This window comes from Aestuariibaculum lutulentum (assembly GCF_032926325.1).
Taxonomy (GTDB): Bacteria; Bacteroidota; Bacteroidia; order Flavobacteriales; family Flavobacteriaceae; genus Aestuariibaculum; species Aestuariibaculum lutulentum.
Genome location: NZ_CP136709.1, coordinates 2756964 through 2780047, shown reverse-complemented (window position 1 = coordinate 2780047; position 23084 = coordinate 2756964). Strand labels below are relative to the sequence as shown.

21 protein-coding genes are annotated in these 23084 nt (G+C 35.0%); 9 read left to right on the top strand and 12 right to left on the bottom strand.

Annotated features, from left to right (window positions below):
- Nucleotides 1-19: 19 nt before the first annotated feature.
- Complete coding sequence (locus R1X58_RS11850) at nucleotides 20-565, bottom strand: NADPH-dependent FMN reductase (protein ID WP_240572951.1); 546 nt, start codon at nucleotides 563-565, stop codon at nucleotides 20-22.
- 154 nt (nucleotides 566-719) lie between these two features.
- Between R1X58_RS11850 and R1X58_RS11845 the strand changes: the two genes are divergently transcribed.
- Both R1X58_RS11845 and R1X58_RS11840 read left to right on the top strand, forming a co-directional pair.
- Nucleotides 720-2348 carry an acyl-CoA carboxylase subunit beta gene (locus R1X58_RS11845; RefSeq protein ID WP_240572950.1) on the top strand — a complete coding sequence of 543 codons (1629 nt, stop codon included), beginning with the start codon at nucleotides 720-722 and terminating at the stop codon, nucleotides 2346-2348.
- A 58-nt stretch (nucleotides 2349-2406) separates the two neighbouring features.
- Nucleotides 2407-2829 (top strand): DoxX family protein, encoded by a 423-nt coding sequence (locus R1X58_RS11840; protein WP_240572949.1) that lies wholly within the window; start codon nucleotides 2407-2409, stop codon nucleotides 2827-2829.
- Between the two features lie 47 nt (nucleotides 2830-2876).
- On the opposite strand, the gene sppA is transcribed toward R1X58_RS11840, so the two are convergent.
- The 8 genes from sppA to R1X58_RS11800 form a co-directional block, all read right to left on the bottom strand.
- Complete coding sequence (gene sppA / locus R1X58_RS11835; RefSeq protein ID WP_240572948.1) at nucleotides 2877-4640, bottom strand: signal peptide peptidase SppA; 1764 nt, start codon at nucleotides 4638-4640, stop codon at nucleotides 2877-2879.
- 72 nt (nucleotides 4641-4712) lie between these two features.
- On the bottom strand, nucleotides 4713-5777 hold the full coding sequence (locus R1X58_RS11830) for an AMP-binding protein (RefSeq protein WP_240572947.1): 1065 nt from the start codon (nucleotides 5775-5777) through the stop codon (nucleotides 4713-4715).
- Complete coding sequence (locus tag R1X58_RS11825) at nucleotides 5761-6738, bottom strand: CPBP family intramembrane glutamic endopeptidase (protein ID WP_240572946.1); 978 nt, start codon at nucleotides 6736-6738, stop codon at nucleotides 5761-5763. Before R1X58_RS11825 ends, R1X58_RS11830 begins: the two co-directional genes overlap by 17 nt.
- A gap of 3 nt (nucleotides 6739-6741) precedes the next feature.
- Nucleotides 6742-7779, bottom strand: a complete 1038-nt coding sequence (locus tag R1X58_RS11820; RefSeq protein ID WP_240572945.1) for an o-succinylbenzoate synthase — start codon at nucleotides 7777-7779, stop codon at nucleotides 6742-6744.
- Nucleotides 7780-8457: a metal-dependent hydrolase gene (locus tag R1X58_RS11815; RefSeq protein ID WP_240572944.1), complete on the bottom strand. Its 678-nt coding sequence runs from the start codon at nucleotides 8455-8457 to the stop codon at nucleotides 7780-7782.
- 42 nt (nucleotides 8458-8499) lie between these two features.
- Nucleotides 8500-9402, bottom strand: a complete 903-nt coding sequence (gene menA, locus R1X58_RS11810; protein ID WP_240572943.1) for a 1,4-dihydroxy-2-naphthoate octaprenyltransferase — start codon at nucleotides 9400-9402, stop codon at nucleotides 8500-8502.
- Between the two features lies 1 nt (nucleotide 9403).
- Entirely contained in the window at nucleotides 9404-10243 is an 840-nt protein-coding gene (locus R1X58_RS11805) for a 1,4-dihydroxy-2-naphthoyl-CoA synthase (protein WP_240573080.1), read from the bottom strand.
- Nucleotides 10244-11004: 761 nt separating this feature from the next.
- Complete coding sequence (locus tag R1X58_RS11800; protein WP_240573078.1) at nucleotides 11005-11670, bottom strand: uracil-DNA glycosylase; 666 nt, start codon at nucleotides 11668-11670, stop codon at nucleotides 11005-11007.
- 89 nt (nucleotides 11671-11759) lie between these two features.
- Here R1X58_RS11800 and R1X58_RS11795 point away from each other — a divergent pair, with 89 nt between their 5' ends.
- Nucleotides 11760-13253 (top strand): YfcC family protein, encoded by a 1494-nt coding sequence (locus R1X58_RS11795; protein WP_240572942.1) that lies wholly within the window; start codon nucleotides 11760-11762, stop codon nucleotides 13251-13253.
- On the opposite strand, the gene holA is transcribed toward R1X58_RS11795, so the two are convergent.
- A complete protein-coding gene (gene holA / locus R1X58_RS11790) occupies nucleotides 13250-14254 on the bottom strand; it encodes a DNA polymerase III subunit delta (protein ID WP_240572941.1) in 1005 nt (334 codons plus the stop codon). The genes R1X58_RS11795 and holA overlap by 4 nt on opposite strands.
- 103 nt (nucleotides 14255-14357) lie before the next feature.
- Here holA and R1X58_RS11785 point away from each other — a divergent pair, with 103 nt between their 5' ends.
- The 4 genes from R1X58_RS11785 to R1X58_RS11770 all read left to right on the top strand — a co-directional run bounded on the left by R1X58_RS11785 (nucleotide 14358) and on the right by R1X58_RS11770 (nucleotide 17316).
- On the top strand, nucleotides 14358-14804 hold the full coding sequence (locus tag R1X58_RS11785; RefSeq protein ID WP_240572940.1) for a type I restriction enzyme HsdR N-terminal domain-containing protein: 447 nt from the start codon (nucleotides 14358-14360) through the stop codon (nucleotides 14802-14804).
- Complete coding sequence (locus R1X58_RS11780; RefSeq protein WP_240572939.1) at nucleotides 14801-15805, top strand: glycosyltransferase family 2 protein; 1005 nt, start codon at nucleotides 14801-14803, stop codon at nucleotides 15803-15805. Before R1X58_RS11785 ends, R1X58_RS11780 begins: the two co-directional genes overlap by 4 nt.
- Nucleotides 15806-15893: 88 nt before the next feature.
- Entirely contained in the window at nucleotides 15894-16733 is an 840-nt protein-coding gene (locus R1X58_RS11775; RefSeq protein WP_240572938.1) for an OmpA/MotB family protein, read from the top strand.
- 136 nt (nucleotides 16734-16869) lie between these two features.
- Nucleotides 16870-17316 (top strand): SRPBCC domain-containing protein, encoded by a 447-nt coding sequence (locus tag R1X58_RS11770; protein ID WP_240572937.1) that lies wholly within the window; start codon nucleotides 16870-16872, stop codon nucleotides 17314-17316.
- 7 nt (nucleotides 17317-17323) lie between these two features.
- Here the strand turns inward: R1X58_RS11770 and R1X58_RS11765 are convergent, their stop codons facing one another.
- Entirely contained in the window at nucleotides 17324-17944 is a 621-nt protein-coding gene (locus R1X58_RS11765) for an L-threonylcarbamoyladenylate synthase (RefSeq protein ID WP_240572936.1), read from the bottom strand.
- Nucleotides 17945-18116: 172 nt separating this feature from the next.
- Here R1X58_RS11765 and R1X58_RS11760 point away from each other — a divergent pair, with 172 nt between their 5' ends.
- Complete coding sequence (locus R1X58_RS11760) at nucleotides 18117-18959, top strand: hypothetical protein (RefSeq protein WP_240572935.1); 843 nt, start codon at nucleotides 18117-18119, stop codon at nucleotides 18957-18959.
- Nucleotides 18960-19014: 55 nt separating this feature from the next.
- On the opposite strand, the gene R1X58_RS11755 is transcribed toward R1X58_RS11760, so the two are convergent.
- Nucleotides 19015-21381, bottom strand: coding sequence for an ATP-dependent helicase (locus R1X58_RS11755; protein WP_240572934.1), 2367 nt, complete (start codon nucleotides 21379-21381; stop codon nucleotides 19015-19017).
- Nucleotides 21382-21531: 150 nt separating this feature from the next.
- Here R1X58_RS11755 and R1X58_RS11750 point away from each other — a divergent pair, with 150 nt between their 5' ends.
- On the top strand, nucleotides 21532-23079 hold the full coding sequence (locus R1X58_RS11750; protein WP_240572933.1) for an FMN-binding glutamate synthase family protein: 1548 nt from the start codon (nucleotides 21532-21534) through the stop codon (nucleotides 23077-23079).
- Nucleotides 23080-23084 lie beyond the last annotated feature (5 nt).

Sequence of the window (23084 nt, the reverse complement as noted above, 5' to 3'; positions counted from 1 at the left end):
ATTACAGATTTATTCGTTGTTATACAGTCGCCTCTACCAATTTATTTTGAAACTGCTCTACTGCATTTTTTAACTGTGCACTATAATCTTCATTAGTGATTTTTCCTTCAGCAAAATTATTTCCGAAAAACGGCAAAGAAAATACCTCAACAATATCAGCATCATGATATGGAAATCTACTTTTAGCTACGTCTAAAACAGATGCACCTCCTCGACCTCCTGGGGAGGTTGCCATTAACAACATGGGTTTATCAAAAAATGTTTTGCTCTCAATTCTTGACATCCAGTCAAATAAATTTTTAAATACCGTTGTATATGCCCCGTTATGTTCGGCTAACGATAACAAAATACCATCTGAATTTTTAATGTATTCAATAAATTTATATGCGTTATCAGGAATACCGTGTTCTTGTTCGTAATCTACACCATAAAGTGGTAATTCAAAATCATTCAAGTCTAAAATGGTAACATCAGCACCTTCAACTAAACTTGCAGCATAGGTTACTAATTCTTTATTAATGGATTGTTTACTATTAGTACCTGCAAATGCTATTATTTTTTTCATAACTATATTTTATATCTTAAATCTTAGTCAAAGATACAACAAATAAATTTAGTTTCCAAGGAATATAATTCTAAGGAATATATTTTAATACAATCTTAACATTAAGATTTATATAATTTGAAACTTTTGTATTTTAGCCACAAAATACACATCAATGGATTTAAACTTCAATAAGAACGAAGATCACAATAAACTTTTAGTATCAGAACTTAACAAACGTTTGGCCAAAGTACATGTAGGCGGCGGAAAGAAAAGCATTGAAAAACTTCATGAAAAAGGTAAAATGACGGCACGTGAGCGTATTGATTATTTACTGGATGCTAAAGCTAAATCCATTGAAATCGGAGCCTTTGCCGGAGAAGATATGTATGAAGAGCACGGTGGTTGTCCGTCTGCAGGAGTGGTTGTTAAAATTGGCTATATAAAAGGTAAACAATGTATTGTTGTTGCTAATGATGCCACGGTGAAAGCCGGAGCCTGGTTTCCTATAACTGCTAAAAAGAATTTAAGGGCTCAGGAAATCGCTATTGAAAACCGATTACCTATTATTTATTTGGTAGATAGTGCTGGCGTGTATTTACCATTGCAAGATGAAATTTTTCCAGATAAAGAACACTTCGGACGTATATTTAGAAATAACGCCATTATGAGTAGCATGGGCATTACACAAATTGCTGCCGTTATGGGTAGCTGTGTAGCTGGTGGTGCTTATTTACCGATTATGAGTGATGAAGCTCTTATTGTTGATAAAACCGGAAGTATCTTTTTAGCTGGAAGCTATTTAGTAAAAGCAGCCATTGGCGAAAGCATTGACAATGAAACTTTAGGGGGGGCCACAACACATTGTGAAATTTCTGGAGTAACAGACTATAAAGCGAAAGATGACAAAGACGCTTTAGATACCATAAAAAATATTATCGATAAAATTGGTGATTACGATAAGGCTGGTTTTAACAGAGCAGAACCGAAGAAACCACAAGAAAACCAGGATGATATTTTTGGCCTGCTACCAAAATCAAGAGCAGATCAATACGATACTTATGAAATTATAAAACGTTTGGTTGATAACTCAGAGTTTGACGAATATAAAGCCGGTTACGGAAAATCAATCATTACCTGTTACGCTCGTATTGATGGCTGGGCTGTTGGTATTGTAGCCAACCAGCGTAAACTGGTAAAAACCAAACAAGGTGAAATGCAGTTTGGCGGTGTTATTTATAATGACAGCGCCGATAAAGCCACCCGATTTATTGCGAATTGCAACCAAAAGAAAATTCCTTTAGTGTTTTTACAAGACGTTACCGGATTTATGGTAGGTAGCAAAAGTGAACACGGCGGTATTATAAAAGATGGTGCTAAAATGGTAAATGCCGTTAGCAATTCAGTGGTTCCAAAGTTCACGGTAATTATGGGAAATAGTTACGGAGCTGGAAATTATGCCATGTGTGGCAAGGCTTACGACCCAAGACTAATCGTAGCCTGGCCGAGTGCTGAACTTGCGGTGATGAGTGGTAATTCGGCAGCCAAAGTATTACTTCAAATAGAAACCGCTTCGCTTAAAAAGAGAGGTGAAACCATTACCCCTGAAAAAGAGGAAGCCCTTTACAACGAAATTAAATCGCGATACGATGCTCAGGTATCACCGTATTATGCTGCAGCTCGTATTTGGACTGATGCCATTATTAATCCGTTAGATACCAGAACATGGATTAGTATGGGTATTGAAGCTGCAAACCACGCCCCTATCGAGAAACCATTTAACCTGGGAGTGATACAAGTTTAATTGGCTTTTATGCTTTATTTTTCGTATCTTATTAGTTGAAAATCAATAAATTTCAATTATGGATACAATAAAAACACTTAATAAGTGGGCCAATGCGCATACTTATTTGCCTCTGGATTTATTACGTGTTGCTCTGGGTGTCTTTCTGTTTATTAAAGGCATTAGTTTTATGTCTGATAGCATGATGCTTACCGAATTATTTAAACCTATGCAGAACATGGCCGGCGGTATGATTGCTGTGCATTACGTAGCTCCTGCTCACTTTATTGGCGGTATGCTTATAGCTTTTGGGTTATTAACGCGATGGGCAATTATTGGACAGTTACCAATTTTAATAGGCGCCATACTCATTAATTTTGTCGGTGAAATGAATTCCGGAAATTTAATGTTGGCTCTTGTTACGTTTGTAGTGTGTATGTTTTTCCTTTTCTACGGTTCTGGAAAACATTCTTTAGATTATTATTTTAAAATGCAACAATAAAAAAAGAGCGACCGTTAAGTCGCTCTTTTTTATAAATATTTAAGGAATTATTTAATATCCAAACTATAAGGTAATAACAACTGAATACCTTTACGTTGTGTCATGGTTTTAACTTGTTTTAATAAGTCATAAGCTTCTTCACCAAGCTCATCTTTCATAATATCTTCTTTAGCTTCTGCTAACCCAAATTGTCTTAAGATTTTATCTAAATCTTTCTTATAAATAGGAAACTCTTTAATATTATACTCTGAAATGCCTGCCGCTTCAGCTGCATATTTAAGTGCTAAATCTAATCCTCCTAATTCATCTACCAAACCGATTTTTAAAGCATCTGTTCCTGTCCAGACACGTCCCTGAGCTATTTCCTTTACAGCATCTTTATCCATGCCTCGACCTTCTGCCACACGACCTGTAAACAGCTCATAAATACTTATAATCTCTTCCTTGATAAAATCGTGTTGCGCATCATTTAGCGGTTCAAAGAAACTATAAGTCACCGAATTTTTATTGGTAGACACTTGCTCGGCGTTAATCCCTATTTTACTTGCTAAAGCGTTTCCGTTTGGCAACATACCGAATACCCCAATACTACCAGTAATCGTTGTTGGTTCAGCAATGATTTTATCGGCATTACAGGCAATATAATACCCTCCTGAAGCCGCAACGTTACCCATTGATACAATAACAGGTTTTAGTTTCTTTGTCAATTCTATTTCACGCCAGATTAACTCACTTGCCAAGGCACTTCCTCCTGGTGAATTAATACGTAAAACCATGGCTTTAATTTTATCATTATTTCTGGCTTCAACCAATGATTTTGTCATGACGCCTTGCCCAACCGAGCCTTCGTCACCTTCACCGTAAATAATTTCACCTTCGGCATAGATAACAGCAATCTTATCTTTACTGTAATTGGTTAACATATTAGAAGCTGTATGTTCTGCATAATCAAAAATGGAAACCATCTCCAGTTTTTTTGAATCTTGGGTACCTGCAGCCGTTTTTAAACCTGCAAGATATTCATCATGATAGGCAATTTTATCGATAAGCTTCGCCTTTTGCGCTAAAGACGCATTACGAGCCAACAAACTATCTGCAATAATATTTAATTGTTCTGTAGAAACCCCTCTGCTCTCTGAAATCTCCGACTTAATTTCAGTCCAGATAGAGTTTAAAAATACTTCAACTTGTTCCCTGTTGGCTTCACTCATTTCATTTTCAAGAAAAGGTTCTACGGCACTTTTATATTTTCCAAAGCGCACGACTTCCATTTTCAATCCCGTTTTTTCCTGAAAATCTTTAAAATACAACTGCTCTGAAGACAAGCCTTTAAATTCCATCATTCCGGCAGGATTCATAAAAATCGTATCGGCAACAGAACTCAGGTAATAATCTTTTTGTGAATAAATATCGGCGTAAGCTGTAATGAACTTGCCAGATTCTTTAAACTTTATTAAAGCATCACGAATGGCTTTGGTTTGAGAAATTCCCGCATTAATAAAATTATTGTCGATGGAAATCCCTTTAATATTATCGTCGATAGCTGCATAATGAATAGCGTCGATAATATTGAATAACCCGTTTTTATCATCCTTGTTTAAAAATTCGTAATGCTCAAATTCTGTTTTACCAGCATAATCTTTAATAGGAAAATCGAGTTTTAAATCGAGTACTGAATTCGGCTTTACTTTTACAATTTCCTCTGATGAAGACCCAAAAATTAGTCCGAAAACAATAAGTAATCCAAGACAAATACCTAAAAACACAAAGATTCCTGTAACGGTCGATAACACGCGTTTAATAAAGTTCATATAATTATTTTTTCAATTATTTATAAAAGGTTGCTTATTGGTCTTAAAAAGCGACTTTCCGTTACAGGAAACTTATTTTTTTATTGACTGCAATGTCTTTTTTCGCTGAATTTTTCCTGAAGAAGTTTCTACAAATTCCTTTAAAGCATATACAGCTTTGGGTGTCTCGAATTTATCCAATTCTGAAAACACTTCAGAATTCAAATCATTTGTTTCACTTTCTACGACCAAAATAAGTTGTTCGCCTAAAACTTCGTTAGGCTCGGAGGCTATAAAAAATCTATCCTTTATTTTATTCTGAAGTTTAGCTTCTATTTGCTCCGGAAAAAGTTTAACGCCACCTGAATTAATCACATTATCGAAACGCCCTAACCATTCAAATTCTGATTTCGAATGAATTTTAACGATATCGTTAGTAATAATTTTTTCCTGACATAACTTCGGAGCTTCAATCACCAGACAATCACGATGATCCTGAGAAATAGCAACTCCAGGCAACACTTTAAAATTAGGCTTTGCAACTGAAGTATGATTAATTGGTTTTAAAGCGATATGCGTCACCGTTTCTGTCATACCATAAGTTTCAAAAACATGCGTTTTTAATTCCTGAATACTGGCTTTTAAGTTATTGGAAGTCGGTGCTCCACCCACGATTAGGGTTTTAATATTATCAACTTTATCAAGTACCTTTTCCAACTGCATAGGAACCATAGCACAAAAATCGTAGACCTTATTCCTGTCAAATTTTAAAGCAGAAGAAGGCTCCACAACATCCAGTTCCAAACCTAGAATTATAGATCTAACCAGCATCATTTTACCTGCAATATAAGTTGCCGGCAGGCACATTAAAGCGGCATCACCTGGATTTAACTTAAAAAAATCACCCGTAGCTAAAGCAGAATTCACCATAGCCTGTTTCGATAATTCAACAACCTTTGGTGTTCCCGTTGAACCCGATGTTTTAACCCTTATCGTTTCGCTATCATCTAACCATTGAAACAAAAAATCACCAATTTCTCTTTCATAAGATTTGCCTTCCTTAACAAAATCGTAAGCGAGTTCCAACAGATATTCACGTGTATAGTGAAACCCATTAAACTTAAATTTCAGATGTACATTTTTATAAGTTGGTGTCATTTCCGATGTTATCTATTTCTGATGTTAATAATACTGGTTCTTCAACTTTTCCGAATAGTTTTTCTTTCCAATCCGTCCATTTATAAATTTTAGATAGGATAAATAAAATGATTGGAAAGACTACAAATACTGGAACAAATATTTCGCTCAATGCCGTTTCTGAAGGATCGGACATATCTTTTAATATGGAATGCGTTTGGAATGCAGTCCAGTCGGCCGTTACCAATAAAGCTGTAAATAAATTATTAGCTGCATGAAAGCCAAGCGACAATTCCATACCTTCATCCATAAGCGTCATAATTCCTAGAAACAATCCCGTACCAATGTAATAGATCATTATCATAGGCCCTAATTTTTCAACCTCCGGATTAGCTATGTGCAGCAATCCGAAAACACAGGATGTTATTATTAAAGGCATCCATTTATTCTTCACTATAACACCAATACCCTGCATTAAGTACCCTCGAAACAAATACTCCTCAAAACTGGTTTGCAAAGGCACAAAAATGATCGCTATTACACAAAGAATAATAAACGGTTTAAGCTGAAAATTGAGTTCATAATGCTCTGGCGTCATGTAATAATCTGCTACAACCAATCCGCTTGAAATGATTCCCCAGAATAAAAAGATGAACCAAAAACGTTTCCAATCAATTTGCTTTCTTGATGTTGTTAATTCCGTAAAAGACTGTTTATGTAAATATTTTGTAACTAATAATAATGCTGCTAAACCAACTGCAAATGATAGTAACATCAGGAATAAATTCAGATTTGGTTCCAGATAACTCATCATTGCGGACTGATCTAATCCAGATGGATTTTCACCATCTTTAAAAGCCTTCAACAATACGGCTGCTGTAAACGGTATCTGCCCGATGAAAACTCCAAATACAATGATAAATACACCTATAATGTAACGCCACCAATCGTGTAAGGCTTTAAATGCTTGTTCTATATACATCCTTTATATGTTAAAACTCCAATTTAGTGAATTATTATATTTTAACGCACCATTAATCACTTGTAAAGGCGAATCGAAATTATTAATAAAAAGTCCGCCTGTTCCTAGACCCTGAGGTAACGGACTTTGCTTCTGGTAAGTGTATTGCGCAATGGCGTTAAGCCCAATATTGCTTTCCAATGCACTCGTTATCCACCAGCCTATATTTTGGTTTTCAGCTATTGAAATCCACTCATCGCTGCCTTTAAAACCACCAACTAAACTTGGTTTTAAAATAATGTACTGCGGCTTTATAGTTTGTAGTAATTTCTCTTTATCCGTTACATGAAAAACACCTATTAATTCTTCATCTAAAGCGATGGGTAATGGCGTTTGCTCACAAAGTCTTGTCATGTCTTCAATCTGACCCTGTTTAATAGGTTGCTCGATAGAATGCAGTTCTAAGTCCGATAAGATTTTTAGTTTTTCTAAAGCTTCTGAAGGTGAAAAAGCGCCATTAGCATCTACTCGTAATTCAATATCTTTTGCTGAAAAGTCCTTTCGAATAGACTTTAACAAATCGACTTCCGACTGAAAATCGATAGCGCCAATTTTCATTTTAATACAAGAAAAACCAGCTTTAAGTTTATCCTCTATCTGCTGCTTCATAAAAACTTCAGATCCCATCCAGATTAATCCGTTAATGGCAATTGAGTCCTGATCTTGAGTGAATTTTGAAGAAAATAATTCAAAACCATCTTGGCTTTCCAAAGATTTTAAAGCCATTTCTAAACCAAATTGAATGCTTGGGTATTCTATTAATTCATGAAGTAAATCATCTAAACCTAAATGAATATTTTGGCAAGTCCATTTTAGTTTGTCTTCGTAATCGGGTTTATCGTCTGCCGACAACCCTCTGAACACACCACATTCCCCTATTCCGGTTTTTCCGTTTTGGTCTAAAATAAGAAACCAAGTCTCCTTGGTTTTCAATATGCCTCTGGATGTCCCAGAGGCTTGTTTAAAATTTAAAATATATTTTTTGTACGAAGCGTTTATCATCTATAACTCTATACTTTCACCAATTTCTAATAACATTAAATCTTTGTCGTTATCAAAAAACTTACGTTTTGCCTCTTCGTGATCGATTTCAATATAACCAAAAGTGTCGAAATGATAGCCTAAAACCTTATCGCACTCTACAAAATCACTTGCTGTAATAGCATCATCTACTCCCATGGTAAAATTATCTCCAATTGGAAGAATAGCTAAATCTAACTTGGTACGTAGCGGTATTAACTGCATATCGTAAGTCAATGCCGTATCGCCTGCGATGTAAATATTTTTATGTTCACCTTCGATAACGAAACCTCCCGGTTGGCCGCCATAAGTCCCATCAGGAAATGACGATGAATGTAAAGCAACAACATATTTCACAGTACCAAATTCAAAATCCCAGTGCCCACCATGATTCATTGGGTGTGCCTCAAATCCTTTATTTTGGTAATAGGTTGCAATTTCAGCATTGGAAATAATAACAGCATTTGTACGTTTTGCAATGGCTTCAACATCTAAAATGTGATCCTGATGTGCATGGGTTACCAAAATATAATCGGCCTTTAACTCTTCGATATTGATATGAGAAGCTTTCTCGTTAGCCGAAATAAATGGATCGACAAGAATGTTCACATCGTTAACTTCTATTCCTAAACTGGCGTGACCGTAAAATGTAATTTTCATCTTTTATAATCTTAAAATTGAATAAAGAAAAATACGAAAAATCTATAACAAATGTCCTATCCCCATTAGAACAGCTAATAACACTGTTGTTAAAGCCACCTTCTTTAATTCCGGGTCTAATAATTTGGAATCTTTATTGGTTACCACTGTTTTTATATGGAGGATTAATGGGATGTAAGCAATAAAAAATATCAAATTAAATATAGACGTATAATATAAAATCCCGAATAAAGCTGATAACACAATAGCTCCTCCAACAAGGAATAACTGATACTTTTTTGCATTTGCAATTCCTATTTTAACAGCTAATGTAATTTTATTCGATTTCACATCAGATTCTATATCTCGCATGTTGTTCAGATTCAATACCGCAGCACTCAGCATACCAACAGTAATTGCCGGTAAAAATACCACATGATCAATAGTTTTAGCGTATAGTACGTAACAACCAATAACACTAATTAATCCGAAAAAGATAAACACATAAACATCACCTAAACCCTTATATCCATAGGCATTATTTCCTACGGTATATTTAATAGCCGCAATAACACTCGCTATTCCTAACACAAAGAATAATAAGGTTAATAAAAAATGATTTACCCCAAATGACACAAAAATCAGGAAGAATGCCAAGCCAATTGAAATAAGCACATTCAGCTTTATAGCATTAAACATTTCCTCTGGAGAAATATCACCAGATTGTATCGCACGATCTGGCCCTACTCGATCTTCATTATCGGTTCCTTTTACTCCATCGCCATAATCGTTAGCTAAGTTTGAAAGAATTTGAAAACTAAGCGTTGTTAAGATGGCCAAGGTAAAAATGAGCCAGTTAAAATATCCATTGTAGGCTGCTAAACAAGAGGCTAAAATAATTCCAGAAATTGATAAAGGCAGCGTTCGTAAACGCATGGCTGAAATCCAAACAGAAAAATTCTTCATATTATGGAATCCATTTTTTAGCAAAATTAGGCTTACGTTTTTCCAAGAAAGCATTTCGTCCTTCAATAGCTTCATCGGTCATATATGCTAAACGCGTCGCTTCTCCGGCAAACACCTGCTGACCAACCATACCATCATCGGTTAAGTTCATTGCGAACTTCAACATTTTAATAGATGTTGGTGATTTGGCCAATATTTCCTGAGCCCATTCGTATGCGGTTGCTTCCAATTCATCATGAGGAATTACGGCATTAACCATTCCCATTTCAAAACCTTCCTGAGCTGAATAATTACGTCCTAAAAAGAAAATTTCACGCGCTTTTTTCTGCCCGACCATTTTTGCCAAATAAGCAGAACCATAGCCACCGTCAAAACTAGTTACATCAGCATCAGTTTGCTTAAAAATAGCATGTTCTTTACTGGCTAAAGTTAAGTCGCAAACCACATGTAAACTGTGACCTCCACCTACGGCCCAACCTGGAACTACTGCAATTACAGCTTTAGGCATAAAACGGATTAATCGTTGAACTTCTAAAATATTCAAACGGTGATACCCGTCTTCACCTACATAACCTTGATGTCCTCTTGCCTTTTGGTCTCCTCCTGAACAAAAGCTCCAAATTCCATCTTTAGTAGATGGCCCTTCGGCCGATAATAATACAACTCCGATATTTACATCTTCATTAGCGTCATAAAAGGCATCATATAATTCGCTTGTTGTTTTAGGTCTGAAGGCATTACGAACATTAGGTCTGTTAAACGCTATTCTCGCAACTCCATTACATTTTTTATAGGTTATATCCTCGTATTCTTTAGCAACTTTCCAATCTATTTGCTCCATCATTTTATATTTTAGTCAAAAATAAATTATATTTCATAAATACACTTATTTCACTTTTAAAAATAACCTTTGGTTTTATAAATTGCTTTTATTCGATTCTCCATAAAATTTTTAAACTGTTGTTTTTCAAACAAAAAAGACCATAAACTTTACAAATAGCAATATAATTCGTCAAAATAACAATATTATTACTTACATTTTTATGTAAGAATAAAAAACATTTAAAAACATTTTTTTTTACAAGTTAACAATATGAGTAAGAAAAAATTAAAAATCCCTTAATAAAAACAAAAAATAACAAAAATATTAACAGTAAATTCTGAAAATCAAAATAAGTACAACTGCGTATTGGTTTGTAGTCCTTTTATGAGTAAATTTGCTATAGTTTAACACTTAACGATTAAGTAATACCCTTTGAATATATTTTACTTATCTTGTCGTTAATCCAAACCACGTGCCTATGTTAGTGACTATTACTCTTTGTATTACTACCCTTGTACTTGTAAATTTTTTACTTTTAAAATTTAGTTGCAACAAAACCCCAAAACCTACTAAAGCGAACAAAATGCCTGTTATTATTCGATCTGAAATTTCTTTAGCTCAAGATCAGGTATTAGCTCCGACAGGTAGCTAAACTCAGACGAGTTTTGTAAGTAACTTTATTATGGTTAAAAAAACAAAAAGTGTAACTTTTATGAACTATCATGAAAGTCACACTTTTTTATTTCCTAAATAGCTTCTTAAAATTTTATTCAAAAATATTACCAGGTGATAACTTCTTTACCTAACTCTCGTAAAATTTCATTGGTCTTACTGAAATGTTTATTACCAAACCAATACCCTCTGTTTGCACTTAAAGGCGAAGGGTGTCCACTTATTAAAACATGATGTTTTTTTGAATCGATTAACTTCACCTTCTTTTTAGCATAACCTCCCCAAAGTAAAAACACTACATTATCTTTATAATCACTTATGGTTTTTATAACAACATCTGTAAAGGTTTCCCAGCCTTTCTTTTGATGACTTCCCGCCTGATGCGCTCTAACCGTTAAAGTTGCATTTAACAACAAAACACCCTGATCTGCCCAACGCTCCAGATTTCCACTTTCTGGATAAGCGACTTCCAAATCGGTTTCTATTTCCTTAAAAATATTGACTAAAGAAGGCGGATGTTTAATGCCGTCATTAACAGAAAAACACAAACCATTGGCTTGTCCCTGGTCATGATAAGGATCCTGACCAATTATAACCACTTTTACATTTTCAAAAGCACAATGGTTAAACGCATTAAAAATTTGATCTTTCGGAGGAAAGCATTCTGCCTCATAATACTCTTTTTCAACAAACTCATTCAAGGCTTGAAAATAAGTTTTTTCAAATTCATCTTGTAAATAGGGCATCCAACTATTAAGCAATTGTGGTTTCATCATTTGATTTTATAATGCAAATAAAATAATACTATCTTTAATCCCAATAAATTCATACTATTTAACTGCTATAATTTACCTACCAGTCAATGAAAAAACTCAAATTCCCAACCGCACAAACCATTTTATTAATAATAGCGGCTTTAGTTGCCGGATTAACTTGGTTAGTTCCTTCTGGGAAATTTGACACATTAACCTACAATAAAGCCGAAAACACCTTTACTAAAACCAGTTTAGGAGAAACTTCTAGTTTACCAGCTAATCAAAAAACGCTTGATGAATTGCAGGTAAAAATCCCTTTAGAAAAATTTACTCATGGCGATATTTGGAAACCTATTGGTATTCCTGATACTTATAAAGAGGTTGAAGCATCACCTCAAGGTATTACAGCCTTCATCCAATCACCAATTAAAGGTATCATTGAAGCTTCAGATATTATCTTTTTAGTTCTTTTTATTGGTGGATTAATAGGTATTATGAATTTCACCGGAGCTTTTGATGCCGGAATCAACTGGTTGGCTCATGCTCTAAAAGGCAGAGAGTACCTATTAATTATTTTAGTCACAACACTCATTGCCATTGGAGGAACCACTTTTGGACTAGCCGAAGAAACCATTGCCTTCTACCCCATCCTGATTCCTATTTTTCTAGCTGCTAAGTACGATGCCATGGTTGCTTTGGCAAGCATTTATATAGGATCGTCCATCGGAACAATGTGTTCAACTGTTAATCCGTTTAGCGTAATTATTGCATCAGATGCTGCTGGAATAAACTGGACTACCGGACTAACTGCTCGTTTTGTTATTCTCTTAATAGGAACTCTTATTTGCATTCTATACATTATTCGATATGCCCAACGTGTAAAAAAAGACCCTTCAAAATCCATTATTTTCAATCAAAAAGAATCCATTGAAAAAATGTTTGGGAACACCACTAATGCAACAGTGGTTTTAACTACGCGTCTTCGTATTATTTTATTTGTTTTCGTAATGTGTTTTGTAGTTATGATTTATGGCGTTTCTAATCTAAACTGGTGGTTTTTAGAAATGACAGTCGTCTTTCTTGTAGGTACGATAGTTATAGGTATTCTTGGAAAAATAAAAGAGTCCACCTTAGTTGATACATTTGTAAAAGGTGCCAGTGATTTATTAGGTGTTGCTTTAATTATAGGTATTGCGAGAGGAATCACCGTTCTTATGGATGACGGTCAAATTAGTGACACGATGCTATACTATGCAAGTACAGCTACAAATGGCATGAACAAAGGACTATTTGTTAATGCGCTTCTTTATATTTTCGGTGGACTATCATTCTTTATTCCTTCGTCTTCTGGAATGGCAGTACTAACTATGCCAATTATTTCACCGCTAGCTGATGGTGTAGGTATTGGTCGGGATTTGGTAGTGAATGCCTACCAATATGGTATGGGGCTTTTTGCTTTTATAAATCCAACAGGGTTAATTTTAGCTTCTTTAGCCATTGTAAAAGTTGGTTACGATAAATGGCTGAAGTTTGTAACTCCGTTAGTAATCATTCTAACCGTATTTATTATGATTGCCCTAACCATACTTGTTTACCTTTAAGAAAATATTTTCACCAACAATTCTTTAAGTAAATCGCCTTGTGAAACAGAATTAGCTCCTACACCTTTACTTTTTACATCAAATTCGCGTAAGGTTGCTACCACCATACTAACCTGACGCATGGGGAAGTTTCTGGCAGCGGTAACATAATCGTTCACAAAATAAGGATTGACTTTTAATGCTGATGCTACATTTCGTGGAGATTTATCACTTAACCCATGATAATGCAAAAGCTGAGAAAAGAAACTAAACAATAAGGATACCGTCATCACCATTGGATTATCTTTCGGGTTATCTCCAAAATATTTCACGATTCGATGGGCTTTAACCACATCACGTTCGCCAATAGCTTTTCGCAACTCAAAATTATTAAAATCTTTACTAATACCAATGTTCTCTTCAATATGTTCTGGACTTATCTGACTTCCTTGAGGTAAAATAATTTTTAATTTTTCCAGCTCGTTATTAATCTTACTCAAATCGGTTCCTAAAAACTCAACAAGCATTTGTGCTGCCTTAGGTTCAATGCTATATTTTTGAGAAGCCAACACACGTCTAATCCAATCGGCAACCTGATTTTCATAAAGCTTTTTACTTTCGTAAATTACTCCCGAAGCTTTTAGCGTTTTATAAAGTGTTTTGCGCTTATCAATGGTTTTATATTTATAATTAATCACCAAAACCGTGGAAGGTTGCGGATTTTTAGCATAATCTGCCAGTTTTTCGATAGTTCGCGATAAATCCTGAGCTTCCTTAACAATCACCACCTGATACTCCGCCATCATAGGATAGCGCTTGGCGTTACTCACAATGTCTTCAATAGTAATGTCACGACCATAAAGCACCATTTGATTGAAGCCCCGCTCCTCTTCGGCTAACACATTATCTTCAATAAAATCTGAAATTCTATCAATATAATAAGGCTCTTCTCCCATTAAAAAATAAATAGGTTTCAGGTTACCATTCTTAATATCGCTTACTAATTGCTTTACTTCGTCCAAACTTGAAAAAATCGAAAATTATAAATACAAAACTCCAAAAACAGGCTTGGTAATTTGGTATTTGATTATAGTACATTAACTTTGAAATTATAAAAGAACAGCATTGCAAGACCTTAATTTTCCAAAGTTTTCGTTTCGATTCAAAAGTAGCGAAAATAAAATTTCTATATTCGATTGTATTCGTAAAAAGTTTGTGGTTTTACAGCCTGAAGAATGGGTAAGACAACATTGTCTTATGTATTTAATGGAAGTTAAAGGTTACCCTAAATCGTTAATAAATATAGAAAAAGAACTCATTGTTAACGACTTAAAAAAACGGTATGATATTGTTGTTTTTAACCCCGACGGCAGCATACATCTTATAGTAGAATGCAAAGCTCCGGCAATAACCATAAACCAACAAACCTTCGACCAGATTGCTCAATATAACCAGACGCTTAATGCTACATATTTAATGGTGACAAACGGTTTAAATCATTATTATTGCCAAATGGACTTTAAAAACGAACGTTACGATTTTTTAAGAGATATACCTGATTACAATTTATGAAACTAGCCATTGTTATATTAAACTGGAATGGAACAAAGCTATTAGAACAGTTTTTGCCCTCCGTTGTAGCTTTGTCAAAAGAGGCCGATATTTATGTTGCCGATAACGCTTCTACTGATGATTCTATTGCTTTTGTAAACAAGAATTATCCTGAAATTAAAATTGTAAGAAACGCCGAAAATGGAGGCTATGCAAAAGGTTATAACGATGCTTTAAAACATATCGATGCCGATATCTACTGTTTACTTAACAGCGATATTGAAGTTACCGAGAACTGGCTTACTCCTATTATAGATACCTTTAAAACAGAACCTGAAACAGGCATTATTCAACCAAAAATTCTGGATTACAAAAACAAAAATCTGTTTGAATATGCCGGTGCAGCTGGTGGTTTTATAGATAAATATGGTTATCCCTATTGTCGTGGACGCATATTTAACACCATTGAAGCCGATGAAGGACAATATAATGACACCATTGAAATATTCTGGGCATCTGGCGCCTGCCTATTTATTAGACAAGATATTTTTAACGCTTTAGAAGGCTTTGATGATTCTTTTTTTGCGCATATGGAAGAAATAGATTTGTGCTGGCGAGCCAAAAATCGTAGCTACTCTATAAAGTACGTTGGAACATCTACAGTTTATCATGTTGGTGGTGCTACACTGGAGACTATAAGTCCCAAAAAGACCTATCTAAACTTCAGAAACAGCCTCTTTACATTAACAAAAAATGCCACTAGACCAATTTTTACAAAAATTTTCATCAGATTGATATTAGATGGCATTGCTGGCATAAAATTTGTTTGTGAGATTAAACCAAACCATACTTTGGCAGTCATAAAAGCTCATTTCAGTTTTTATTACCACCTAATCAAGGTATTGAAACAACGAAAAAAATTAGAACAATTAAAAATTAAAACAAAATATTATGAGCGAACATCCATTGTTATGGATTATTTCGTAAATAGAAAAAGATACTTCAAGAATCTGGGAAAATAGTTGATAAAAGTTTGGTTAAAGTTGTTAAATCGGCCGTTTTTTACATATTTTTGTGGTAATAACTTAAAATATTAATCCTTAAATAATTATGAGAAAAGTCCTATTATTTGGCGCTTCTGCGATGCTTGTGCTAAGTTCATGTGTATCAAAAAAACAATTTACTGATCTTGAAGCAAAATACAAAGAGTCTCAAGATTTACTAAATTCTGCAACCGTAAAATTAAACTCTTGTTTAGAAGAAAGAGCTTCTGCATCTGCTAGAGCAAAAGCATTAGAAGAGCAAGTATCAGATTTAAGAAATTACAACGAAAACTTACAGGTATTATCTGCTAAAGGAGCTTCTAACATAGAGAAGACTCTTGAGAGTATGAAAGAGAAAGATTTAAAAATCACTCGTTTACAAGATGCTCTTACTAAAAAAGACAGCGTAACTTTAGCTTTAGTTACTAGCTTAAAACGTGAAGTTGGAATTAACGATCCAGACATTGAAGTAAATGTTGAAAAAGGTGTAGTTTACATTTCTATTGCTGACAAATTATTATTCAAAAGCGGTAGCTACAACGTAACTTCTCAAGCTAAAGATGTATTAGCTAAAGTTGCTAAAGTTGTAAACAGCAAACCAGATTTCGAATGTATGGTTGAAGGGCACACTGATAATGTACCTTACAAGAGTAATGGTGTAATCCTTGATAACTGGGATTTAAGTGTTAAACGTGCAACTTCTGTAGTTAGAGTTTTAGAAGACTTAGGTGTTAACCCAAGCCAACTTGTTGCTGCTGGACGTGCTGATTACGTGCCATTAGTAGAAAACAATACTTCTGAAAACAGAGCTAGAAACCGTCGTACTCGTATTTTAGTATTACCTAAAATTGATCAGTTCTACGACATGATCGAGAAAGAAATGAAAAACATGGAAGCTGGAAACTAATTAGCTTTCTAAAATAACATTGAAAAGCCCAACCAAATGGTTGGGCTTTTTTTGTTTCTAACACGCCGTATAATCAATTAAAAAACATCATATTTTTTTATTATATTGAAAACCTAATCACAACATTTTCAATAATATGCCAACTAAAACCAACCGAGAAATTTATAACGAACGCATTCTTCAAGCCACATTAGACCGAGCTTACCACGCCTTTTCAAATCCGTCGCTCCTAAAAGAATGGTGGGGTCCTGAAGGTTTCACTAACACCATACATGAATTCGATTTACGTCCAGGAGGCAAATGGTTACTTACTATGCATGGACCCAATAATGTAAATTACGAAAACACTTCGGTATTTAAAACTATCAAACCGCAACAATTAGTTTCTTGGAGCAGAACTTCAAAACCATTATTTGACATGGAAGTTGAATTTATAGAACTAAATGATTCTGAAACTCAAATATCGTTTAGAATGATTTTCGAAACAGCGTCTGATTGTGAAAAACTTAGAACCTTTGTTGGTCCAAAAAACGAAGAAAATTTTGATCGCTTGGAAAAAGTACTTTTAAATGTAAGCGTATAATTTTAGTTTACAATACTTCTAAACTTCCTTTACCCTCTCTAACTATAATCGCAGGGTCTTCGGACATATCTATAACGGTCGACGGATTATTATCTCCATAACCTCCATCGATTACAATATCTACCAGATTATCCCATTTTTCCAGAATAAGTTCCGGGTCGGTAGTGTATTCTATTACCTCATCTTCATCACGAATAGAGGTAGAAATAATAGGATGGCCTAACTTCTTAACAATCTCTAAAGCAATCTTATTATCGGGTACACGAATACCTACTGTTTTCTTTTTCTTAAACGGATGTGGCAAATTCTTAGAACCCGGTAAAATAAAAGTATAAGGGCCAGGAAGCGCTCTTTTTAAGACCTTAAAAACGGAAGTATCTATCTGCTTCACATAATCGCTTAAATGACTTAAATCGTGACAAATAAATGAGAAATTAGACTTCTCAAGTTTCACTTGTTTAATACGAGCCACCTTCTCTAAAGCCTTAATATTACTTATATCACAGCCCAAACCATAAACGGTGTCGGTTGGGTAAATTATTAATCCGCCACGTTTTAAAACTTCAACAACTTTTTCAATTGCCTTTGGGTTAGGGTTTTCCTCGTATATTTTTATAAACTCTGCCATAGGTAGTGTATATTCACTTTAAGTAACAATTTAGCGACATTTTTTGAATTGTAAAACATTATTTTTAATTCAGTAAACCAATGATTTCAAATAGAATAAAAATCCTACAAATCATTTGTTTTTTCACTTCTTAATCACTAAATTTAATCTACTCATGTTCAGGCTCATAATTATGATTTCAAATATAATTAATACATTATTGATTCTTACCTTTAGTTTAATTGGTTCAACAGGCGTTGCACAAGATACAATTAATAGTAATTTTCCTTCAAAACCTTATAATGGACCTCCATTAAGTCAGGAATTAAAAGATTTTGCCAAAGATTTTTTTTCTGAAAACTATAAGTTCAAAAGACTCAACATGATTGAAGGCACTGTGGACGACGCTTTATTTGAAGCTAAACAACAAGGAAAATATTTATTCGTAATAACATCTTTTGGTAATCAAAAAAGATCTATAACCGATAACGCCTTTAGAGCATTAGATCTTAATAAAAGTCTAAATGAGTTTGACTTTGATAATTTTCTATTTTACGAATGTAATTTTTCAGACTATAGAAACAAATATCTATTTTGGGCTTTTAACAACATTGCATATCCAACAGGGTTCATTTTCTCAAAAGACGGTCGATTAATAAATATTATTGTTGGAGTCGACGATATTTCCAATGGCTATACTCTTTTAGGGGGATTTACTTATGTTCAGAATAAATCATTTAACAATCGTCTAAACCTGCAAGGTAAAAATGCTATAAATTTCATTGACACCCAATTAAGCGCCTTTCAAACACTATTAGATCCAGAAAGCAAGACTGAGGATTATAACAAAGCTTACAATGCTGTCATAGATTCTTTTAATAAAGAACAATATTATTTTAACATCTTTCTCGCTGAACAGCTCAGTAAAAAATTAGGACTGAAAGAACAAGAATTGATCTATGCTTTAAAATTAAAGTCTTTAGAAAGCGATCCTTACAACAGACAATTATTTGATTTACTTATAGAGAATGACTAAAAAAATAGCCTGCGCAATTACACAGGCTATTTCATTTACATCATTTATTGTGGATTTAACCAATCACATCCAGTTTTGCAAAACGAAGTAATAGCTTTTTAACACCAACCTGCTGAAATTTAATTTCAGCTTTAACATCGGCACCTACGCCTTCAATTTTTAATACCTCACCTTTACCAAAACGCATGTGATTTACAATATTTCCAGGCATCAATTTACCATCAAATAAATTAGCCTCTTGCCCTGCTGAACTTGAAGCATCTACTTTGGTTAACTTCTTAGGCCCATTTGCCTGAAATTTAGGTTGTTCTTTTTGAGGCGTACCCTTTGTTAAGTTTACTTGTTTTGCCGGTTTAAAACGAATATTGTTATTCGACGTCACATGTTGTCTGGTATTCGGACTTACATCTCCAAAAATATCAGCATCCAGCATTGGGTTGATACGACGCTCCTCTATTGGTGTGGTAATATCTAAATATTGCTCATCAATTTCTGAAATAAATCGACTTGGGTCTGAATCCACCAATTTTCCCCAACGGTATCGAGACAGCGCATAGGTTAGATACGCCTGTTTTTCTGCTCGTGTTAAAGCCACATAGAACAAACGACGCTCCTCTTCCAGTTCGCTACGTGTATTCATACTCATAGCACTCGGGAATAAATCTTCCTCTAAACCTACGATAAATACATGAGGAAACTCTAATCCTTTCGCCAAGTGAATCGTCATTAACGCTACGTGATCGACATCTTCTTTATCAGAATCTAGATCACTTGATAACGCCACATCTTCAAGAAATTCCGCTAAAGACGCTGTAGCATCAGCCACTTCCTTTTGTCCTTCAACGAAATCTTTCATACCATTAAGTAACTCCTCGATATTTTCCATACGAGTGACTCCTTCAGGCGTAGCATCTTTCTTAAATTCCTTAATTAATCCACTGGTACGCGTCACATGCTCTGCCAATTCAAATACGTCGGCATTTTGATTCATAACCTGATAGCTTTCAATCATCGTTACAAAATCCAGAAGCTTTCCTTTAGTTCCTGAGTTTACTTTTATATCGGTTTTATCGATATTCTTCATCACCTCAAAAATAGAACGGTTATAACCATTGGCGGCAACTACCAATCGGTCTACAGTAGTTGCGCCAATACCTCTTGGCGGGAAATTAATCACACGTTTTAAAGCTTCTTCATCAGCCGGATTGATAATCAAACGTAAATACGAAATCACATCTTTAATCTCTTTACGCTGATAAAACGATAAACCGCCATAAATTTTATATGGAATATCACGTTTACGCAAAGCATCCTCTATCGCTCTTGACTGCGCATTGGTTCTATATAAAACCGCAAAATCTTTATTATCCAGCTGCTCGTTCATCTTAGTTTCCCAAATGGTACTGGCTACATAACGCCCCTCATCTCCATCTGTTAATGAACGATTGACTACAATCTTTCCACCTTCATCGTTAGCCGTCCAAACCACCTTATCAAGCTTGGTCTGGTTTTTATCAATAATAGAATTGGCCGCGTTTACGATATTCTTTGTTGATCGATAATTCTGTTCTAATCGGAACAATTTTACATTATCGTAATCTTTCTGGAAATTTAAAATGTTATTGATGTTTGCACCACGGAAGGCATAAATACTCTGCGCATCATCCCCTACCACACAAATATTCTGAAACTTATCTGACAATGCACGTACAATTAAATACTGCGAGTGGTTGGTATCCTGATACTCGTCCACCAATATATATCTGAAACGATTCTGGTATTTCATCAACACCTCTGGGAATCGCGTTAACAGCTCGTTGGTTTTCAATAATAAATCATCAAAATCCATGGCGCCTGCCTTAAAGCATCTATCTACATAAGCTTTATAAATATCTCCCATACGTGGGCGTCTCGCCATAGCATCGGCTTCCTGCAATTCAGAATTCTGAAAATAGGCACGTACCGTTATCAAACTGTTTTTGTATGAAGATATTCTGGAACGAATGGATTTAGCTTTGTAAATATCTTTATCAAGCCCCATTTCACGAATAATAGAACCAATTAACTTATCGGAATCCTGAGAATCATAAATCGTAAAATTGGTTGGGTAGCCTAATTTATCAGCTTCAATACGTAAAATCTTTGCAAAAATAGAGTGAAACGTTCCCATCCATAAATTTCTGGCTTCACTTTGTCCCACAATAGCAGCGATACGCTCCTTCATTTCACGAGCGGCCTTATTGGTAAAGGTTAACGATAGAATATTAAATGGGTCTATACCCTGACTCATTAAGTAGGCAATTCTATAGGTTAACACACGCGTTTTTCCCGAACCCGCACCTGCAATCACAATCATCGGTCCATCTTTCTGTATGGTTGGTGCCAACTGCGCCTCGTTTAACTGACTTAAATACTTCTCCAAAACTAATTTCTATTTTAAAGGGTTAAAATTAAACATTGCCAACCGTTTAATTAAAAGGTTTTATTAATAATTATAAACAATTATAAATGCCCAAAGCATTTATTAAAATTTAAATATCTTTATCTTAAATTCTGAAAATTTATAAAATTTATGTTCTCTTTTTTATCTGATATTTCCTGGTGGGGCTGGATATTAATTATACTGTTATGCGTTGCCATTCGAGATATTTTTCTTCAAAAAGCACACACTATTAGCCATAACTACCCTATTATTGGTCATCTTAGGTATATGCTTGAAAAAATTGGACCCGAACTGCGCCAGTATTTAGTCGCTAACAACCGTGAGGAATTACCATTTAACCGTATTGAACGCGGCTGGATTTACGCCTCGGCTAAAAAAGAAAACAATTATGAAGGTTTCGGAACCGATACTGACATTTATGCACATCAGCATATTTTTATTAATAACGCAATGATGCCTTATAAGCCAAAAGAAAACCATCCTAACGAAATAGACAAAACCTTTTTACCATGTGCTAAAGTCATGGGATTACCCAATAATCGAAAAAAACCATTTCGTCCGGCATCAGTAATTAATGTTTCTGCTATGAGTTTCGGTTCGCTTTCGGCAAAAGCTGTTGAGTCTTTAAATAAAGGTGTAAAATTGGCTGGAGCTTATCATAATACAGGTGAAGGCGGCCTGTCTCCTTACCACAGTCACGGCGGTGATGTTATTTTTCACTTCGGAACCGGTTATTTTGGTGTTCGAAATGAAGATGGTTCGTTTTCCTTAGACAAACTGATAAAATTAGTAGAAGATAATCCATTTATTCGTGCTATTGAAGTAAAGCTATCTCAAGGTGCTAAACCGGGTAAAGGCGGTGTGCTACCAGCGTCAAAAATCACCAAAGAAATTGCAGCCATTCGTCATGTAGAATTAGGCAAAGATGTGTTGTCACCACCAAACCATTCTGCATTCTCAAATGTCGCTGAAATGGTAGATTTTATTGAAGAAATAGCTGAAGCTACCGGTTTACCTGTTGGAATTAAAGCAGCTATTGGTAAACTGGAACAATGGGAAGAGCTTGCCGATATCATGTTAAAAACAGGAAAAGGTCCAGATTTCATTACCGTTGATGGTGGCGAAGGCGGCACAGGTGCTGCGCCTCCAAGCTTTGCAGACCACGTTTCTCTGCCTTGGGTTTACGGGTTCAGCGACTTATACAAACTTTTTCAGCGTAAAGAACTCACCGAACGCATTGTCTTTATTGGCAGCGGTAAATTAGGATTCCCTGCCAAAGGCGCCATGGCTTTTGCCATGGGTGCCGACTGTATAAATGTAGCTCGCGAAGCTATGATGAGTATTGGCTGTATTCAGGCGCAAGTTTGTCACACCAACCGTTGCCCGAGTGGTGTTGCCACGCAAAGTAAATGGTTACAAAGTGGCATTGACCCGACATTAAAATCGGCGAGACTGGCTCAGTATTTTAAAACCTTTAGAAAAGAATTTATTGAAATTACCCATGCGGCAGGTTACGAACACCCTTGCCAGTTTAAAATGAGTGATATCGAAATTAACGTAGATGATCACAATTTATCTAAAGAACTAAGCAAAACCTATATGTACAACAAAACATATGTACCATTTACAGGTATGCAGGATTTAAAAGATTGTATATATTTGGGAGGGAATAAATAAACTTA

Coding starts and splice junctions, on each gene's coding strand:
- R1X58_RS11770 (WP_240572937.1), top strand. CDS start 16,870: ATGCCAACTAAAACCAACCGAGAAATTTATAACGAACGCATTCTTCAA.
- sppA (WP_240572948.1), bottom strand. CDS start 4,640: ATGAACTTTATTAAACGCGTGTTATCGACCGTTACAGGAATCTTTGTG.
- R1X58_RS11775 (WP_240572938.1), top strand. CDS start 15,894: ATGAGAAAAGTCCTATTATTTGGCGCTTCTGCGATGCTTGTGCTAAGT.
- R1X58_RS11750 (WP_240572933.1), top strand. CDS start 21,532: ATGTTCTCTTTTTTATCTGATATTTCCTGGTGGGGCTGGATATTAATT.
- R1X58_RS11800 (WP_240573078.1), bottom strand. CDS start 11,670: ATGAAACCACAATTGCTTAATAGTTGGATGCCCTATTTACAAGATGAA.
- R1X58_RS11840 (WP_240572949.1), top strand. CDS start 2,407: ATGGATACAATAAAAACACTTAATAAGTGGGCCAATGCGCATACTTAT.
- menA (WP_240572943.1), bottom strand. CDS start 9,402: ATGAAGAATTTTTCTGTTTGGATTTCAGCCATGCGTTTACGAACGCTG.
- R1X58_RS11765 (WP_240572936.1), bottom strand. CDS start 17,944: ATGGCAGAGTTTATAAAAATATACGAGGAAAACCCTAACCCAAAGGCA.
- R1X58_RS11815 (WP_240572944.1), bottom strand. CDS start 8,457: ATGAAAATTACATTTTACGGTCACGCCAGTTTAGGAATAGAAGTTAAC.
- R1X58_RS11780 (WP_240572939.1), top strand. CDS start 14,801: ATGAAACTAGCCATTGTTATATTAAACTGGAATGGAACAAAGCTATTA.
- R1X58_RS11805 (WP_240573080.1), bottom strand. CDS start 10,243: ATGGAGCAAATAGATTGGAAAGTTGCTAAAGAATACGAGGATATAACC.
- R1X58_RS11850 (WP_240572951.1), bottom strand. CDS start 565: ATGAAAAAAATAATAGCATTTGCAGGTACTAATAGTAAACAATCCATT.
- R1X58_RS11830 (WP_240572947.1), bottom strand. CDS start 5,777: ATGACACCAACTTATAAAAATGTACATCTGAAATTTAAGTTTAATGGG.
- R1X58_RS11760 (WP_240572935.1), top strand. CDS start 18,117: ATGATTTCAAATATAATTAATACATTATTGATTCTTACCTTTAGTTTA.
- R1X58_RS11820 (WP_240572945.1), bottom strand. CDS start 7,779: ATGATAAACGCTTCGTACAAAAAATATATTTTAAATTTTAAACAAGCC.
- R1X58_RS11845 (WP_240572950.1), top strand. CDS start 720: ATGGATTTAAACTTCAATAAGAACGAAGATCACAATAAACTTTTAGTA.
- R1X58_RS11795 (WP_240572942.1), top strand. CDS start 11,760: ATGAAAAAACTCAAATTCCCAACCGCACAAACCATTTTATTAATAATA.
- R1X58_RS11825 (WP_240572946.1), bottom strand. CDS start 6,738: ATGTATATAGAACAAGCATTTAAAGCCTTACACGATTGGTGGCGTTAC.